Annotated in this window: 16 protein-coding genes; 10 read left to right on the forward strand and 6 right to left on the reverse strand. The window is 38.5% G+C overall.

Annotation, left to right across the window (positions count from 1 at the left end; all coding sequences use genetic code 11):
- Window positions 1-37: 37 nt before the first annotated feature.
- From mreB to GJU32_RS19835, 7 genes are all read left to right on the forward strand, one after another.
- The gene (mreB, locus tag GJU32_RS19805; RefSeq protein ID WP_008180529.1) at window positions 38-1,033 is read left to right on the forward strand and encodes a rod shape-determining protein; all 996 of its coding nucleotides are present in this window, start codon (window positions 38-40) and stop codon (window positions 1,031-1,033) included.
- A 21-nt stretch (window positions 1,034-1,054) separates the two neighbouring features.
- Window positions 1,055-1,888, forward strand: a complete 834-nt coding sequence (locus GJU32_RS19810) for a flagellar hook-basal body protein (protein WP_155593646.1) — start codon at window positions 1,055-1,057, stop codon at window positions 1,886-1,888.
- 25 nt (window positions 1,889-1,913) lie between these two features.
- Window positions 1,914-2,753 carry a flagellar hook-basal body protein gene (locus tag GJU32_RS19815; protein WP_155593647.1) on the forward strand — a complete coding sequence of 280 codons (840 nt, stop codon included), beginning with the start codon at window positions 1,914-1,916 and terminating at the stop codon, window positions 2,751-2,753.
- Window positions 2,754-2,800: 47 nt separating this feature from the next.
- Window positions 2,801-3,085: a DNA-directed RNA polymerase subunit beta gene (locus tag GJU32_RS19820; protein WP_155593648.1), complete on the forward strand. Its 285-nt coding sequence runs from the start codon at window positions 2,801-2,803 to the stop codon at window positions 3,083-3,085.
- A gap of 55 nt (window positions 3,086-3,140) precedes the next feature.
- A complete protein-coding gene (fabZ, locus tag GJU32_RS19825) occupies window positions 3,141-3,584 on the forward strand; it encodes a 3-hydroxyacyl-ACP dehydratase FabZ (RefSeq protein ID WP_155593649.1) in 444 nt (147 codons plus the stop codon).
- Window positions 3,585-3,731: 147 nt separating this feature from the next.
- Window positions 3,732-4,115: a hypothetical protein gene (locus GJU32_RS19830; protein ID WP_155593650.1), complete on the forward strand. Its 384-nt coding sequence runs from the start codon at window positions 3,732-3,734 to the stop codon at window positions 4,113-4,115.
- A gap of 106 nt (window positions 4,116-4,221) precedes the next feature.
- On the forward strand, window positions 4,222-4,647 hold the full coding sequence (locus GJU32_RS19835; RefSeq protein WP_155593651.1) for a hypothetical protein: 426 nt from the start codon (window positions 4,222-4,224) through the stop codon (window positions 4,645-4,647).
- Between the two features lie 286 nt (window positions 4,648-4,933).
- Here the strand turns inward: GJU32_RS19835 and GJU32_RS19840 are convergent, their stop codons facing one another.
- Both GJU32_RS19840 and GJU32_RS19845 read right to left on the reverse strand, forming a co-directional pair.
- Window positions 4,934-5,905, reverse strand: coding sequence for an NERD domain-containing protein (locus GJU32_RS19840; RefSeq protein WP_230875097.1), 972 nt, complete (start codon window positions 5,903-5,905; stop codon window positions 4,934-4,936).
- Window positions 5,906-5,986: 81 nt separating this feature from the next.
- Window positions 5,987-6,412, reverse strand: a complete 426-nt coding sequence (locus GJU32_RS19845; RefSeq protein ID WP_155593652.1) for a YwpF family protein — start codon at window positions 6,410-6,412, stop codon at window positions 5,987-5,989.
- 298 nt (window positions 6,413-6,710) lie between these two features.
- Here GJU32_RS19845 and GJU32_RS19850 point away from each other — a divergent pair, with 298 nt between their 5' ends.
- Window positions 6,711-7,109 carry a single-stranded DNA-binding protein gene (locus GJU32_RS19850; protein WP_155593653.1) on the forward strand — a complete coding sequence of 133 codons (399 nt, stop codon included), beginning with the start codon at window positions 6,711-6,713 and terminating at the stop codon, window positions 7,107-7,109.
- A gap of 242 nt (window positions 7,110-7,351) precedes the next feature.
- Here the strand turns inward: GJU32_RS19850 and GJU32_RS19855 are convergent, their stop codons facing one another.
- Window positions 7,352-10,120 (reverse strand): DEAD/DEAH box helicase, encoded by a 2,769-nt coding sequence (locus tag GJU32_RS19855; RefSeq protein ID WP_155593654.1) that lies wholly within the window; start codon window positions 10,118-10,120, stop codon window positions 7,352-7,354.
- A complete protein-coding gene (locus GJU32_RS19860; RefSeq protein WP_230875098.1) occupies window positions 10,117-11,736 on the reverse strand; it encodes a hypothetical protein in 1,620 nt (539 codons plus the stop codon). Before GJU32_RS19860 ends, GJU32_RS19855 begins: the two co-directional genes overlap by 4 nt.
- Before the next feature lie 156 nt (window positions 11,737-11,892).
- Between GJU32_RS19860 and GJU32_RS19865 the strand changes: the two genes are divergently transcribed.
- Both GJU32_RS19865 and GJU32_RS19870 read left to right on the forward strand, forming a co-directional pair.
- Entirely contained in the window at window positions 11,893-12,369 is a 477-nt protein-coding gene (locus GJU32_RS19865) for a transcriptional regulator (protein WP_155593656.1), read from the forward strand.
- A gap of 212 nt (window positions 12,370-12,581) precedes the next feature.
- Entirely contained in the window at window positions 12,582-13,412 is an 831-nt protein-coding gene (locus GJU32_RS19870; RefSeq protein ID WP_155593657.1) for a flagellin N-terminal helical domain-containing protein, read from the forward strand.
- Window positions 13,413-13,451: 39 nt separating this feature from the next.
- Here the strand turns inward: GJU32_RS19870 and csaB are convergent, their stop codons facing one another.
- Both csaB and GJU32_RS19880 read right to left on the reverse strand, forming a co-directional pair.
- Entirely contained in the window at window positions 13,452-14,531 is a 1,080-nt protein-coding gene (gene csaB / locus GJU32_RS19875; RefSeq protein ID WP_155593658.1) for a polysaccharide pyruvyl transferase CsaB, read from the reverse strand.
- The gene (locus GJU32_RS19880) at window positions 14,531-16,444 is read right to left on the reverse strand and encodes a DUF5693 family protein (protein ID WP_155593659.1); all 1,914 of its coding nucleotides are present in this window, start codon (window positions 16,442-16,444) and stop codon (window positions 14,531-14,533) included. The genes csaB and GJU32_RS19880 overlap by 1 nt, the downstream gene beginning before the upstream one ends.
- Window positions 16,445-16,457: the final 13 nt, after the last annotated feature.

The following is a 16,457-nucleotide window of genomic DNA, read 5'->3' on the forward strand; positions in this document are numbered from 1 at the left end:
TATGTAGTTGGAACTGGCGGGAAGGAGAAATTATAGAATGTTTTCGAAAGATATTGGCATTGACTTAGGAACTGCGAACGTATTAATCCACGTTAAAGGAAAAGGGATCGTCCTAAATGAACCATCTGTTGTGGCGATTGATAAAAAAACAAACAAAGTATTAGCGGTAGGGGAAGAAGCTCGCCAAATGGTAGGGAGAACGCCAGGTAATATCACAGCAATTCGCCCACTAAGAGATGGAGTCATTGCAGATTTTGATGTGACAGAGGCGATGTTAAGACATTTCATCAATAAATTAAACGTAAAAGGATTTTTGGCAAAGCCACGAATTTTAATTTGCTGTCCAACGAACATTACAAGTGTTGAGCAAAAAGCTATCCGTGAAGCTGCAGAAAAATCTGGTGGTAAAAAAGTATATCTAGAGGAAGAACCAAAAGTGGCAGCAATCGGTGCAGGCATGGATATCTTCCAACCAAGCGGTAATATGGTAGTCGATATCGGTGGCGGAACAACAGATATCGCAGTTCTATCAATGGGTGATATTGTAACAAGTGAATCCATAAAAGTAGCAGGCGATGTGTTTGATAATGATATTTTGCAATATATTAAAAAAGAATATAAATTGCTAATTGGTGAACGTACAGCAGAAGCAATCAAGATGACAATCGGTACAGTTTTCAAGGGTAGCCGTAATGATACAATGGATATTCGTGGTCGTGATATGGTAACAGGCTTACCACGTACAATTTCAATCCATTCTGAGGAAATTGAACGTGCATTACACGAATCTGTAGCGATGATTGTCCAATCAGCAAAAAATGTCTTAGAAAAAACACCACCTGAGCTTTCAGCTGATATCATTGACCGTGGCGTTATTATTACTGGTGGCGGTGCATTACTACATGGAATGGATCAGCTATTAATAGAAGAGTTAAAAGTTCCTGTCTTCATTGCAGAGAGACCTATGGATTGTGTAGCTATTGGTACAGGCATTATGCTGGAAAATATTGATCGTGTGCCAGCATCCTTATAAAAATAAAATGAGGTGATTTCTTTGTTTAAAGGGTTTTATACAGTTGCAACAGGTATGATCACGCAACAAAGAAGAACAGAATTACTAAGCAATAATTTATCCAATGCGAATACGCCAGGATTTAAGGCAGATCAATCAACAATTCGCTCGTTCCCAGACATGCTGATGTCTAGTATTGGAAAGACAAATGCTCCCGCCAATCAACAAGCTGGCGCTGAATATATGAGTCAAGTAGGAGCTTTAAATACAGGGACATATTTACAAGAAACATTGCCAAATTACATACAAGGCCAAATCTACAACACTGATTTTACAACAGATATGGCATTAATCGATGGAAATTTACCACAAAATGAAGATGGTGTTACAGGCTCAATTTTCTTCCGTCTTGAACATCCAGCTGGTGGTGAAGCCTATACACGTAATGGTAATTTCACGTTAGATGGTCAAGGCTATTTAGTAAATGGTCAAGGTCTATACGTACTAAATGATGCAGGACAACGTATCCAGCTACCAAATGATGATTTTCGCCTCGATGAAAGTGGAGCCATTTTTGTGAATGATCAGCAGGTAGCACGTGTTGGTGTATCATTTGCTGCGAATCCGAACATGCTACTTAAACAGGATAATGGCCTCATTCGTACACAAAATGGTGAGAACTTACCAACAGCCTATGGAGCGAATGGCGTTTCCTTTACACTACGTCAAAACTATTTAGAAGGTTCAAACGTAGATTCTAGTCGCACTATGACAGATTTAATGACAGCCTACCGTGCGTTTGAAGCAAACCAAAAAGTATTACAAGCTTATGATCGCAGTATGGAAAAGGCTGTTAATGAAATCGGAAAAATTTAATGGGCGAACAGGAGGCGTTTTATAAATGCTACGTACAATGATTACGGCAACGAACACAATGGGCCAATTACAAAATAAACTTGATACGATTAGTAATAACATTGCCAATAGCAGTACAACAGGTTTTAAATCGAAGGAAGCATCTTTTAATGAACTACTTTATCAGCAATTTAATAATGATAAGCAGGATCGTGCTGAGCGTCAAACACCTGTTGGTATTCGTTATGGATCTGGTGCAATGCTGGGACAAATTAAATCCAATGAAAAGCAAGGTTCATTACAAACAACTAATCGAGATTTAGACTTCGCTTTTACAAAGGCAAAACAATATTTCAATATTTTAATGCCAAATGGTGAAAATGGAACCGAAACAGTGTATACTCGACAAGGTGACTTTTATTTATCGCCGTTAAATAACGGGACAGTCATGCTAGTAACGGCAGAGGGTTATCCCGTAGCTAATGCAGCAGGACAAGCCATTACATTACCGGATACTGTTAAAAGCTTTGCCGTCCGAGAAGGTGGCGTATTAGAAGCATCTTATCCAAATGGCGATATCATTCGTACGGACTTAGCCGTAACTGAATTCCAAAAGCCGCAAGTAATGGAACATATCACAGGTTCGTATGTTGGGTTACCAGACAATCTAGCTGAACTAGGCTATACACAAGCAGACGTTCTGACAGAGCTAGTTGGTGCCAATCGTCAACAAATCGGAATGCAAAGTGGTACATTAGAAATGTCCAATGTAAACCTATCGAAGGAAATGACAGAACTAATTCAAACACAACGTTCTTATCAATTCAATGCAAGAACGGTTACATTAGCAGATCAAATGCTAGGACTAATAAACGGCATTCGATAAAAAGTTATCCAAAAACACATAGTAAGGAATGAAGAGGAGTACAATCTATGACTAACGATTCACGTCGACGTTCTGTGCCGACACAAGAAACCGATACGCAACCAGAAAAGAAAGAACGCCGCTCAAATGGAGAGCAACGCGAGGTTCGATGGGTGCAAATCCGACTGATTCCGATTTGGTTACGCATTGTAATTGTTCTCGTCTTAGTCGTTGCTGCCGCAGCATTAGGCGCAATGTTTGGCTTCAGTGTTATTGGAGAAGGCAATGCTATGGATATTTTTAAATTTGAAACATGGCAACATATATTTGATATTATGAATGGTAAAGAATAACATTATTCTTTACCTTACTTTGTGTATACATACCTAAGTTTGAGGGGGAAATGACATGTTAACAGCAGAGCAAATTCAAGCAATCCTACCACATCGCTATCCTTTTTTATTTGTAGATCGGATCATCGAATTAGAAGAAGGGAAACGTGCAGTAGGTTTAAAAAACGTTTCTATTAATGAAGACTTTTTTAACGGGCACTTCCCAGGATATCCTGTTATGCCAGGTGTCTTAATTGTAGAAGCATTAGCACAAGTAGGCGGAGTGGCATTATTAAATGCAGAAGAATTTAAGGGACGTTTAGCATTTTTAACAGGTGTGGATAATTGTCGTTTCAAGCGACAAGTCGTACCGGGCGACCAACTTAAACTTGAAGTAGAATTCGTAAAACTTCGTGGTGCAATGGGTAAAGGACATGCTGTAGCAACTGTAGATGGAGAACTTGTATGTGAAGCCGATATTCTATTTGCAATTGGGCCAGAACAGCCAAAACAAGCTTAATTTGCATTTGTAGACCAAAAGATATAAAATAGATAAAGTCAAGTCAAAAATTGATTAATAGGTTCTTAAATTGCGATGGCGAATAAGCGATTGTGAATTGAAATAGATGTAATTTTTAGGTTTTACAAACGTAGGAGGATTATTAAGATGTATAAGGAATTGTCTTCAGGTATTAAAATTAGCATTACTCGTTCGATTTCGACATCTTTTGAAACATACTTAGCAAGTATTGGTTGGGATGATGAGCGCTTTTCAATGGAAGACTTCATTGCAAGTTGGCAGACTTATTTTCAAGAAAATGCCGCATGGATCGAAAAAATCCCTGCTGATACATTGATGAGTGCACAGTTTCATGAAGAGATGGCAAAAAAAATCGATGAAGTTATTGCCAAAATTTTAAATGAAGAACCAACAACACAGCAAACTGAAACAATCGAAGCATTGCAAAAAGAGTTAGGCACAAACTATAGCTATGACTGTAAAGCAGAAGCAGCATATATTGAACAGTTATTAAAAGAAAAACAAAAATAGTTTGTACAAAAATCGGATAGTTCCCTCCTTTCCCGGGCAATCTATGTAGGATCACAAATACACACGTATTTGATGACATAGTACCCAAGAAAGGAGGTTTTTTACTATGTGGAAAATGTCATTTTTAACCATTATTCTTGCAACTGTATTCCTTGGAGGATGTAACTGGGGAAATAATGCAGTAGAAGATCACCCAGTAAGAGAAGTCGAGAATGACGTTCGTCGTGGTGTGGACAATGTCGAGGATGCATTAGATCCAAATGATACGGATGATGCATATAATCGAAATAATGTAAATGGAAATGGTGTTGATCGAGGCACTGTTAATGATAATACAACATTGCCTGAAGCAACAACACCTGGGTCAAATGCTGATTTAAACGGTACAAACGGCTATGACAACGTACCAAATGCAAATGGTGTAAACGGTGTTGAACGTAAAGACAACGTAAACAGCAACAATAATAATGATATTGTCGATGACAAAGTCAACGACACGGAAAAGTACCGTGACGGTATGAACAACCGATAACATAAAAAAGAGTGTTTCCTAAATGGAAAGCACTCTTTTTTCATGAAAATATACTGCTGAGAGAAGTGAAAACACGCGGAAGCAGAGTGAAAACCCGCGGAGGAGAAGCGAAAAACCGCGGAAGAGAAGTGAAAACTCGCGGAAGAGAAGTAGTTACCCGCGGAAGAGAAGCGAATACCCGCGGAAGAGAAGCGAATACCCGCGGAAGCAGAGCGAATACCCGCGGAAGCGAAGCGAATAGCCGCGGAAGAGAAGCGAATACCCGTGAAAGCAGCAAAATAAAGCTTCAAAAAAATGCCTTCATATATTCCAATAAATTTTCGGGTAAATGGTAAACTCGATCTTTATATGCACCAGTATAAGAAAACTTAAATTTTTTTAGTAATCGAGTGGCTGCATCACTAGAACGAATATGAAAAAATGACCGTAACTGTTGATTTGTAATAGTATGTCCTACTAATAATCGATAATCATGCAAGGCTTCTGCGAAAATTTCTATACTCGTATTATGACAGGATGAACATTTCCAGACACCACGATGGTAATACATTTTATACAGATAGGAACATTTTGGACAAAGGACACCTTGTCGAAATCGTGATGGTGCAATCGCTGTTTGAACTTGGGGAATCAGTTGTTTGGAAAGAAGCACTTGGACCAGTTGAGTTAATTGATTTTCTGATAATAATTTTTGAGGATACTTTTTAAAAAGGGATTGAAGATGTGCATGAAGCCCAGACAGATGAAAAATTGGGACAGCAGCATTTGACGGGTTAGTAATTATCGCTGAAGGATTCGCAATGACAACAGCACCTTCAACGGGGAGTGAATAGTTTTCAAAAAGTGTTTTAAGAAATCGCATATGGCGCTCTGTTTGAGTAAGAGCATTTGGAAATCCTTCAACAGTACCATCTAACTTCGTGCGTGTGCATTGATGTGTATATTGATCAAAATCAAGACGACCATGAATGTTTTTGATTTCTAAAACGAATATAAATTGAGGACACATAAAAAGTGTATCGAGCTGATGTGTATGTTGAGCAGCGTTTGCCAAATATAAATTATGTAATACAAAAAAAATATTTGGACATATTATTTCATGCCATTCACGATCAACTTTTTGTTCACCAGCAAACCCTGCATCTACACGACGAAATTGCTCTTGAAAGTAATGGAATTCGACATCATCCTTAAGAAGACGCCTCATTAAAGCCTCAAGCCATAATAATTTTAAAGGTTTTTCCCTAATAGCAAGCAAAGTATAACCTCCCTTTTTAAATTGTATTTTACATAAAAATAGTAGCTTGTCCAACAAAAAAACGATGCAAAATACGCATCGCTAGTCATTTTTTAATTTTGGTCGCTTCTTCATATCTTTCGTAAAGCGTTCCAGTAAATTCTCTAGGGAAACACCTTCAGCAAGTAGCTCTGAAAGCAATTGTTCGGCATATTTAGAACGTTTAATTTTGAGTGTACCCTTTAATAGTACAGAAACATGAGCACCGATTTCTTGAACAGTATGTACGATTACCTGGAAAGGAGCGGGTTCATTATCTGGAAATGAAATAACTGCACGTACATTGAAGACAGTAGCATTCGCTAAGAGCTCATCAAAGGTTGAGCGATATTGTTTATCCATAAATAATTCAAGTACCCAAGATTGATGGCTGTTCTCCTGATTAATAATGATGCCATCGACTAAAGGGAATGGTTGCACGCCATCTTTTGTGACAAGGTCAAAGGAAAGCATTTTAAATGTTTTCATTATGTATATTCCTCCTAAGTCTGTCATTCTTTTAGTATAACACATGAAAGTATCGGTTGTTTGTTATGCGCACCTGTCACGACTTTTTAAAAACTGCGAAATTGATGATTTCATGAAGTAGCATTTGCCATTACAGCCTAAAGAATTCAGCTGAAAAATTATTAAAAAATAGAAAAGTAAAAATGCTAATTTACCTAATTTATGCTTAAAAACTGATGGAAATTAACAATATCGGATTTTGCTAAAAATGGAATCGTTTTGTAAGATGAGAGCAATCTAAAGTAAAGGAGGTGAACGAATGAATCAAGTCGGACTGGTCGGAAGGTTTACGAAAGATCCAGTGTTACGTTACTTATCTGGAAATCGTGTGCAGACTCATTTTTCACTCGCCATTAATCGTAATTTTAAAAATAATCGTGGGGAAGTAGACACGGACTTTATATTCTGTACAGCTTGGGGAAGGCTTGCAGAGCATATCGTCAAATATTGCGGTAAAGGCTCATTAATAGGTGCAAACGGCCGTATTCAAACAAGGTCATTTGTAAATGAAGAAAGCACCAAGATTTTTATGACAGAGGTAGTGGTAGAAGATGTACGATTTTATCAGCTCAAACAAAGGGATAGTGACGAAATAGCTGTTGTCCCTCCAAAACCACCGAAAGAACAGGAAGACTTAAAAGATTTTGTATTACCATAGCAAGTTAAGTTTACATACGGGGCAGGAAAAAATCATTGTCTGATCCGCCATTCTTCTTCTATCCGTGCACCGTAGCAACAGAAAGGAATGATGTGTAGATTTATAATAAAACCATTGCTGAAGACCGCACAGCAATGGAAGTTTCAACACAACTAAATAAGAATAATGAAGTAAGTAGGGAAAAGAAGCAACAAAGTTCCGCTAAAAGAGCGCCAAGAACAATTTGCTCTTGGCGCATCTAATTAGTATATGTCTAATGTTATTAAATCACGAAGTTCTTGATCCTCTAATTCGGTCAACCACTGGCTTGATTGAATGAGTTCTTCTGATAGAGCAGATTTCTGCACCAACATTTTATCAATTTTTTCTTCGATCGTGCCTATTGTTACAAATTTATGGACTTGCACAAATTGTGTTTGCCCTATGCGATAAGCTCGATCGGTTGCTTGATTTTCGACAGCAGGATTCCACCAGCGATCCGCATGTAAAACATGATTAGCTGCTGTTAAGTTAAGCCCTGTTCCACCTGCTTTTAAGGAGAGGATAAATATAGGGAAATCTCCTGCCTGAAAAGCCTCAACTAAGCGGTCACGCTGCTGCTTAGGCATTGCACCAGTTAAAAAAGGTGCATCTACATTATATAATTCACTTAAACAATGCTGTAGCAATTGCCCCATCCCGATATACTGTGTAAAGATAAGGCATTGCTCGCCATTGTCCACAATCTCAGCTGCCATTTGTACAATGCGCTCTAACTTGGTCGAACGTGTAAGCATCGTTTCGGCATCCTCGAAAGGCTCCTTTAAATATAGGGCAGGATGATTACATAATTGCTTTAATTTACTGAGCATCTTTAAGACGCGTCCCTTTTTTTGAAAGCCTGTTAACTGCTCCAGCTGATCGAGTGTCTCTAAAATATAGCCTTCATAGAGAGAGGCTTGCTCGGCTGTTAATGGGCAGTATTCGTTCGATTCTAGCTTATCTGGTAAGTTAAGCTGTAAATGTGGATCACGCTTTGTACGACGCAATAAGAATGGCTGAATTTTAGCTCGTAGTTTCTGCTTATGTGAATCCGATTCGTCCCGCTCAATAGGTAAAATAAATTCCTCGTTGAAGCGGCCAAAGCTACCTAAATAACCCTTATGAATGAAATCAAAAATAGCCCATAGCTCAGATAAACGATTTTCTACAGGTGTCCCAGTAAGGGCAATGTGATGGTCACCTAGTAATTTACGAATGGCTCTTGATTGCAATGTCTGCATGTTTTTTATATTTTGAGCTTCATCAAGTACAACAGTTGCCCAATCAATGTTTTGTAAAAAATCAGTATCCTGCGAAACAGTACCATAGGTTGATAAAATAACATGTGGTTTTTCTACTGCCACTAACTGTTTAAATTCTTCATCTTTCGCTCGGTTTGTCTGATAATGCGTATGCACAACCAGAGAAGGAGCGAATCGAGCGAGCTCTTTTTGCCAGTTACCGAGAACTGAAGTTGGACAAATAATGATGGATGGCTTTGTATAATCAGCTACATCCTCATAAATATGAAGTAAATAGGTAATCAGCTGAACCGTTTTACCAAGGCCCATATCATCAGCTAGACACGCACCGAAACCTTGTTGACGCATAAAGATTAACCACTCAAAGCCCTCTACTTGATAAGGTCGTAATTCGGTCTGTAAAGATAATGGAATCGGTACTGCAGGCAATCCTTTTTTCTCCAAAAGCTGTTCCATATATGCTTTTAATGACTGTTGAATTTCCAATGCAAAGATTGGATCATCTCTTAGTGCATCATCAGCATCTTCTTCCTCAAGAGGTGCAGACAAGTCTTCAGGTAATTCTCTAAATAACAACTCCCGAACAGTCCAGCTTTCATCTTCTGCCTGCTGCATCAATTCACGCATTTCTTGCATCCAATGGGCGTCGACTCGGAACCATTCAGTACCAATACGAATAAATTCACGTTTCTCATCCACTAGCTTTTTAAATTGCTCAGGTGAAATCGTTTGTCCATTCATAGAAAATTGCCATTTAAACGTTAAAATATCATCTAATCCTGCTACCTTTTTTGCTGAGACATTATTAGTTGTGACGCGTACACGGATTTTGGATTGTTTTAAATCCTTAAGCCATGCAGGTAGTACAACATCAAAACCAAGTGCCTGCAATCTAGCGAGATCCTCACGTAAAAAGGATCGTACTTCTGAATCTTCCAGCGCCACACGAATAAAAGTATCACTTTTGCTATCATCGTTGGATAGAAGATCTACAATTTGCTGTTGTTGCTGCTCGATGTCAGTTGCATACATCCGCCATTTTGTAGGAAGTGCATCTTCTATTGGTAAAGATTGCTTGCGAATAGCAGGTGTCCAGTAGTTTTTTGTAGTAGCAGTGCTTAAGACCGTTTCTAATAACCATACATCAGAATCATCCTCTGGTTCACTTAATCGTAAAGAAACCGAAACTGCACCAGTTTGACGAGTTTGATCCAACGGCCAGCCACCACGCAAGAAAAAGGGCAGTAGCTTTGGTAAATCAGTTATAATTAGCCCGACTTGTGAAAGTTTTTGCTGCACAGCCGTTTCTAATAAAACTGAATCGATGTGATCGATAGGAAAAGTTAGTGAAGAAAAATCTTCTGCAATGACAGCGTGGGACCAAAGTGATGGCTCCTGCCAGTATTCCTGTAAAGCCAATATTTTTTCAAGCCATTCTTTACTTTCTTCATTTGCACCAAGCCAACTGATAAAGGGATGTTGGAAACTTGATGAAAAAATATCAAGTAACTCAGCAGTAGAAACCTCAATCGTATAATCAGCCCGATTTGTTAATAAACCATAAACATTTGCTTCATAAGTAAAGAATAGCGAAGAAATGAATGTATCTACGTCGATTGTCGTACCATTTGCAGTAAAACCCTGCAACGTAAAATATCCTTCCCGAGCTACATCAATACGGAGCTTTTGTGTTTTGGAAAAAGGGGAAGGAGCATTTATTGTCATCATACTAAGTTTCCTTTCTCAATTTCTTCTTGTAATGCACGAAGTCTTTTATATTCTGCACGAATAGTATGCATATATGTTTCAAAATAACCCGTTTTACCAGCTCGTTTTGCGGCACTACGCATACTTTTCCAAATACGCACAGCCTGCTTATAATTCATGCGTGATTTTTGTGCAATTTCAGCCATTGCATAGACATGGTATAAAGGTAAGACAGTAGCAGGTTCAACCTGTAGTACATCCTTTAGTCCACACATTTCTAAATAAGACAGAGACGAAGGATTTAATTGATGAAGAGCAGCCCATTCACGATAACGCCCTTTTTTAATTAGAAAGCTAGAGAACGGCTGAAGACCATACACACCAAAGGCACTGTATAACATTGCTTCCTCTTCCTCAGTAAGCTGTATTTCATCAAACAATAGCTGGAATTGCCTTACGTACTGGGCTCGCTGAACAACTGGCACGACTTCCTGTAGAAATGTTTCAGTCAAAGGTAGTATTGCTCGTAAAATGACTGCCAATGAATAGGATTCGCCAGCACGTTGAGCAAAGGTAGCAAGTTCAAATAAATCCTGTATTTGTGCCAAATCAATCTGAGCCAAACTTTCGAGCAGCAAATCCTCTTTTTGTAAGAGCACATAAAATAATAGTCTTAACGATTGCAGGAAAACTTCTGCTGAAGGGTGATCAAGATTATTTAAATAAACTAATTCTTGTTCACGCCGAGGCTTCTCGTAAAAAAGCACTGCCCAAAGCAGCATGTACAGGCGAAGTCGATTGGCAAACAGCCCCTGTCGTTCTAATAAAAATTCCCTTACTAGCTCTTGGATTGCATCATAAAATGGGTCAGTTGCAAAAAGTCGTGACCGATTAGTAAGCTCTGTGAGGATGCTCTCAAATGATTGACTGCTTTGGTCGATAAAGTATTTCATATAAGGTGAATCTAACGAATGTCCAGGTGTTTCATTTAAATGCCGCCATATAGTATTAAAAATGGCTAACTCCATAAAGAGTTTGTAAAGAGGCTGCCATTCACGCTCAAAGGGCATATGTCGGCGAAGACGCTCCAAAGCATCCGTCCTTACAGCAGAAAGTCCATAGCCTTCTAATACTCGGCCGGGTGGCAATAATCGCTTCATTACTTCATCAACCATCATCGACCAACTTTGCGGGCTCCGTTCATCAGCTAAAGATTTTAGCTGGACAGATTTTTGAGCACGCCAAGCACTCGACCAATTTTGAACGGAATCAAAGTATTGATAGAGGGCGAGTAATGCACCAACTTGATGTCGACACCATTTGGTTTGAGGACAGTTACAATGTAGCTCTTCTTTGGAAAAATCAATTTCAACAGAAGCGGGTCTGACATCCTGAACACTTGCATATAATATAGAACTTGCTCCATTAAAACGTTCAAACACAATGGATTTATTCCTTACAGAAAAGACAGCACGACGCACTAGTTCTTCATCTTCCGTAGTGGAAGGGTGTAACCCTTGTTCAGCTTCTTTTAATTTTGTCAGCACAAATGCTTGATGCTCCTTGGCTAATTGCGATATAGATAATGCCATAACCTCACTCCTTTCATCATGTATGGCTATTTTAACTTTGTTCATTGTAAAAAAGGAAAAAAGACTGTCCTTCCATTATACGATTAAAATGCAGTAATGATAAGCTGAATGATTAGAAAGAAAAAATGAAATAAGATAGTTAACAAGGCTTTTGATTTATGTTAAAATCTGAATAATCAGATAACAAGGGAGGGATGAAGGATGATGCAAGTTCAATACATGAAGCCGTTTTATACAAAAATTACTGGGGACAAATTACGTCTCGTATTTGCTTATCAATATTTCTCTATTTTAAAAGAGAATGAGATTTTCCATTTCATTCCCATAGAAGGTAAAGAGATGATCATCAACTTGAAGACACAGCAAATTGAAAATTTATCTGAGGTTTTTGTTTTCCAAAAAGGAAATCGTTTTATCCGATTACCACTTTATCAACTACTGCTTATTACCAATGTTCATGAGCATTTAGCACCAATACTTGAAAGCGCTACACCGAAGCAACAAATCCCATTAGTTTCTACAGTGACGGTTGGTGAAATAGATCAGCTCATCACAGAGCTAGAGGAACAAAATTATGATAATTTAATCGATCAGGCATTATTAGAGAACGATAAAGCACTCTTTTTCGAACTGCTACAGCAAAAGAGCCATCAACTTGGAGGTTTCAAAATTGAATAGATGGAATGCCCAGTAAGCACCTACTTTTCGTAAATGAGAAGAAGGTGCTTTCATTATGCGCATTAGTATAAAGGGTAGGTCGAAAGTTTAATATAAAAAGATGCAAGGGGATGGATTGCTAATAAATCCCGAAAAAATTGAAACGATTCCCAATTTAAAGATTAATAGAATAGCGAATAGACCGATATAAATAATAAGAAGGTGGTGAAAGCATGCTTGGTAAGTGGTCAGCAACGGGGATGTCAATCTTGAATAATATGAATCGGCATCAAAGTGCGATGAGCAAGGCAATGCTACGCATTTCTTCAGGTTATCGAATCAATAGTGCGGCGGATGATCCAGCTGGACTGGCGATTTCTGAAAAGATGCGTGCTCAAATTCGTGGATTGAATATGTCGGCTAAAAATATTCAGGATGGCATTTCTCTTGTGCAGACGGCAGAAGGAGCATTGAATGAGACACATGCCATGATTCAACGGATGCGTGAGCTAGCAGTGGAGGCAGCCAATGATACATTAACAGATGATGATCGTAAGAAACTTGATCTGGAATTCCAAGAATTAAAGAAGGAAATTCAGCGTATCTCGACGGATACAGAATTTAATACTAAGACGTTGCTTAATGGAGATCACGAGACTAATGGCATTAAAATTCAAGCAGGAGCCAATGCAGGGCAATCTATTGAACTGTTTATCAATGGCATGGGATCAGAAGCACTGGGCTTGAAGGATGTTTCTATTGCCACTCGTGAGGAAGCGGATAAAGCCATTTCATCAATGGATGAGGCATTAAAAAGCGTATCTAATGAACGTTCTCGTCTTGGTGCCTATCAAAACCGTTTGGAACATGCCTATAATGCCAATGTGAACACCGCAGAAAATTTACAAGCAGCAGAGTCTCGAATTCGGGATGCAGATATCGCAAAAGAGATGATGAACATGGTAAAGGCTCAGATTTTAATGCAGGCGAGTCAATATGTGTTAGCGATGCATATGCAGCAAGCACAGTCCATCTTAAAATTATTAGAAGTTGGAAAAAAATGATGAATTTCAATTTAATTGAAATTCATCATTTTTTAATGTTTATTGTGAAAAAACCTCAATCGCTAATTTAGCTGTTGCTGTTGCTTCATTTTGTAATGGTAGGACAGTCTGACGCATATTATCTTGAACCGTTGTATACGCTTCAAGGATTGCGACAGCTTGTTCAAACAAGGTAACACCATTCCAATCATCTACTTCGACATGTCCTATAACTGGTTGGCCAACAATGTCAGCAAACGCATCGATTTTCGGATCATATGAAATCGCAATAAAAGGTGTAGCATAAATGGCTGCGAAGATTAAGGAATGCAATCTCATACCAATTAATAATTGAGATTGTCCAATCACTGCAATTTTCTCCTCTATGGATAAATCAGCAGGAGCAATCAAACTCTTTTCCTTCATCAGTGCGGCTACATCCTGCGAAGTTTTAAAATCATGGTCACCATGCATAGGTAAGAAGACGACTTGCTCACCTTGACGTACTAATTGATCTAGGCTGTGCGCGATTTTTTCTTTGTACGCTACAGTGGATGGCCAGTCACGAACACTTACAGCAATATAGCTCTCGGCTGACAGGGCTACGTTTTCTAGCCATTGACAATCAAAGTCACTTCCGTTTAGCCCCATAACAGGATCTGGCACAACCATTGCCTCTTTACGAACACCTATCTCTGTTAAAAGAGCATGAGAGGCGTTATCTCTAACCGTAATTTGCTCGACCTTATTAAAGACTTTGCGAACAATGAATTTACTAAGAGGGTGATTAATCGGACCCATACCTTGGGCGTAAACAAATACTGGCTTCTTCAACCATTTTGCAATTTGAATAACGCCCGCATAGTAAGGAATGGTTTTCATGCCTGTTTGATCCTGCATGAGACTACCACCGCCGCTTATAAGTCCATCAGCTGTTTTAAGCAGTTGGTGAATTTCTTTCATTTTCCAACGATTGACGGCCTTGACACCGTATGTTTGCTCAGTAGCTGCTGGGTTATTGGATAATACAGTAATCTCTATATCTTGCTGCCATTTCTTTAAAGAGTGAATAATGGACAGCAGAATAGCATCATCTCCTACATTGTCAAAACCATAGTAGCCAGATAAAACAACGTGCATTATGACCACCTCGCGATTGCCTTAGAAACCCAACGATAACCAATTTTGAAGAGTAGGATAAATACCAGCCCTACGACAAGTCCAAGAGACACGCTGTATAGTGTACGTAATACAGAAACTGCTACTGGGATGTGTAAGTGTGTAAAAGTATTCACGATAGATAAGAATCCAATAACACCTGGTACAAGTAGGATACTACCCCATTTACGATTAATCCCCATTACATATAATGCTAAGATGAAGAATGGGAAACCAATTAAAAATTCCTTTGTTCTTGGTCGAACATATAACGTATTTTCTAACCATTGTCTAAAGACTAATTCCATGTTACTTACAGAACCAGCGTTACCTGTTCTGCTAATGTAAAATAATCCGACACCTGCTACAACAACGAGTAAGAGCACATGCCAATATTTTAGTTCTTTATTTAATAATGTTACTGTGTTGGTTAAAGATTTTTTCATGTTTTGATCAACTAATTTGTTGATCTCAATTAATGTAAATAGTAAGACGCCCATGATTGGAATAACATAAACAAGTTTAACACCTTTAAATGCGGCAAAGCCTGTCATAAAGGCATTACCATTCAATAAGCCAATGACAATGACAATCCCAATAAGGCTAATTGCAACTGCCTTTATATATTGGACAAATAGTTTAGACATTTTCGTAGAACCTTGCGCTGTTTTGATCACTGCATAGGTAGGTGCAAGGACAGCAATAATTAATGCGAATGCTTGTAAGAATAGGGTGCTCTTTAGTAGGAAGTAAGCAATGGCAAGTACCGTCATAAAGCCAGCTGCCGCTATACGAAGAGGCATCCATTTTACTAATTCTGAAACGATAAATGTAAATAAAATACCTGCTAAAAATACGGCTGCCGTTACCCAAGCTGGTACGGCTACTTTATCAAATAGCTTTGGCTCACCTGGTGTGAAATGATCTGGCATTCTTTCATGTACACCGTTCAAGTAATCAATCGTTTCCTCTACATTCTCTTTGGCGTTGCCAGTAGTTTTAATATGATAGAAGATTGAGCGAATATTACGCTCTTTCACAGCTCTTGTCGTACGGTCAATACTTTCATTTAACTTTAATTTTGTCTCTCTGTTGACATTGATACTATGCAAACGGATCATATTGTAATCTGTCATTTGAGCAATTTTACTTTCGCCCTTAAGCGGGTTACTTTCAATTGTGTAGAAGTAATAGCCAGCATCACTTAATTTTTCAACTAATTGATTGCCATCTTCTTGTCCAAAACCAATTGCTTCATCACCTTGGCCAAGTAAGCGACCAGCAGAAGCATCTTTTAATGCTAGTAATTGGTTAACCAATTTTTCGTTAGCTACTTCGTTAGCTGCATTTTCTACTTTAAAGATGTGAGCTAGTCCATGCTTACTAATCATATCAATAGCAGGTTGATCGTAGCCGATTGGTGTTTTTAAATCATAATTGTGGTTAGAAGCTGCAAGGAAATAAAAAGCTTCTTCTCCTATTTGAACTTCATCTGGTTCGATGCTGTCCATGATGAGCTTTTTATAGCTTTCATTTTCAGGGACACGGATGTAATAACCACTCTTAGTGATATCAACAGCATCTTTATAAGGTGTGAACAATAATTGTGCTGCTAATTCGTTTTCTTTATAAATAGTAATCAAATTTTGTTTTTCCATTTCCTTTAACGTTAAAGGCTCTAGACTTACTGTATTCAGTCCAGCTTCCTTTAAAGAGGAAAGGATATCATCCATTGTTAAATCACTATTTTTATCTGCGGTTTGTATTTCATCGTAGGGAATCACAATTTCATAAGCATCATTCGCTTGCTCCGCATTCCACCTCATCATAATACCTGTTGAGGAAACGACAAGTAAAAGAACAATGATTCCCCAAAGCCATTTCTGTTTCGACATAAGTGTCCTACCT

Source organism: Lysinibacillus cavernae, assembly GCF_009724685.1.
In the GTDB taxonomy this organism is placed as follows: Bacteria; Bacillota; Bacilli; order Bacillales_A; family Planococcaceae; genus Lysinibacillus; species Lysinibacillus cavernae.

Coding starts and splice junctions, on each gene's coding strand:
- GJU32_RS19830 (WP_155593650.1), top strand. CDS start 3,732: ATGTATAAGGAATTGTCTTCAGGTATTAAAATTAGCATTACTCGTTCG.
- GJU32_RS19855 (WP_155593654.1), bottom strand. CDS start 10,120: ATGATGACAATAAATGCTCCTTCCCCTTTTTCCAAAACACAAAAGCTC.
- GJU32_RS19880 (WP_155593659.1), bottom strand. CDS start 16,444: ATGTCGAAACAGAAATGGCTTTGGGGAATCATTGTTCTTTTACTTGTC.
- csaB (WP_155593658.1), bottom strand. CDS start 14,531: ATGCACGTTGTTTTATCTGGCTACTATGGTTTTGACAATGTAGGAGAT.
- GJU32_RS19845 (WP_155593652.1), bottom strand. CDS start 6,412: ATGAAAACATTTAAAATGCTTTCCTTTGACCTTGTCACAAAAGATGGC.
- GJU32_RS19865 (WP_155593656.1), top strand. CDS start 11,893: ATGATGCAAGTTCAATACATGAAGCCGTTTTATACAAAAATTACTGGG.
- GJU32_RS19870 (WP_155593657.1), top strand. CDS start 12,582: ATGCTTGGTAAGTGGTCAGCAACGGGGATGTCAATCTTGAATAATATG.
- mreB (WP_008180529.1), top strand. CDS start 38: ATGTTTTCGAAAGATATTGGCATTGACTTAGGAACTGCGAACGTATTA.
- GJU32_RS19860 (WP_230875098.1), bottom strand. CDS start 11,736: ATGAACAAAGTTAAAATAGCCATACATGATGAAAGGAGTGAGGTTATG.
- GJU32_RS19815 (WP_155593647.1), top strand. CDS start 1,914: ATGCTACGTACAATGATTACGGCAACGAACACAATGGGCCAATTACAA.
- GJU32_RS19820 (WP_155593648.1), top strand. CDS start 2,801: ATGACTAACGATTCACGTCGACGTTCTGTGCCGACACAAGAAACCGAT.
- fabZ (WP_155593649.1), top strand. CDS start 3,141: ATGTTAACAGCAGAGCAAATTCAAGCAATCCTACCACATCGCTATCCT.
- GJU32_RS19850 (WP_155593653.1), top strand. CDS start 6,711: ATGAATCAAGTCGGACTGGTCGGAAGGTTTACGAAAGATCCAGTGTTA.
- GJU32_RS19835 (WP_155593651.1), top strand. CDS start 4,222: ATGTGGAAAATGTCATTTTTAACCATTATTCTTGCAACTGTATTCCTT.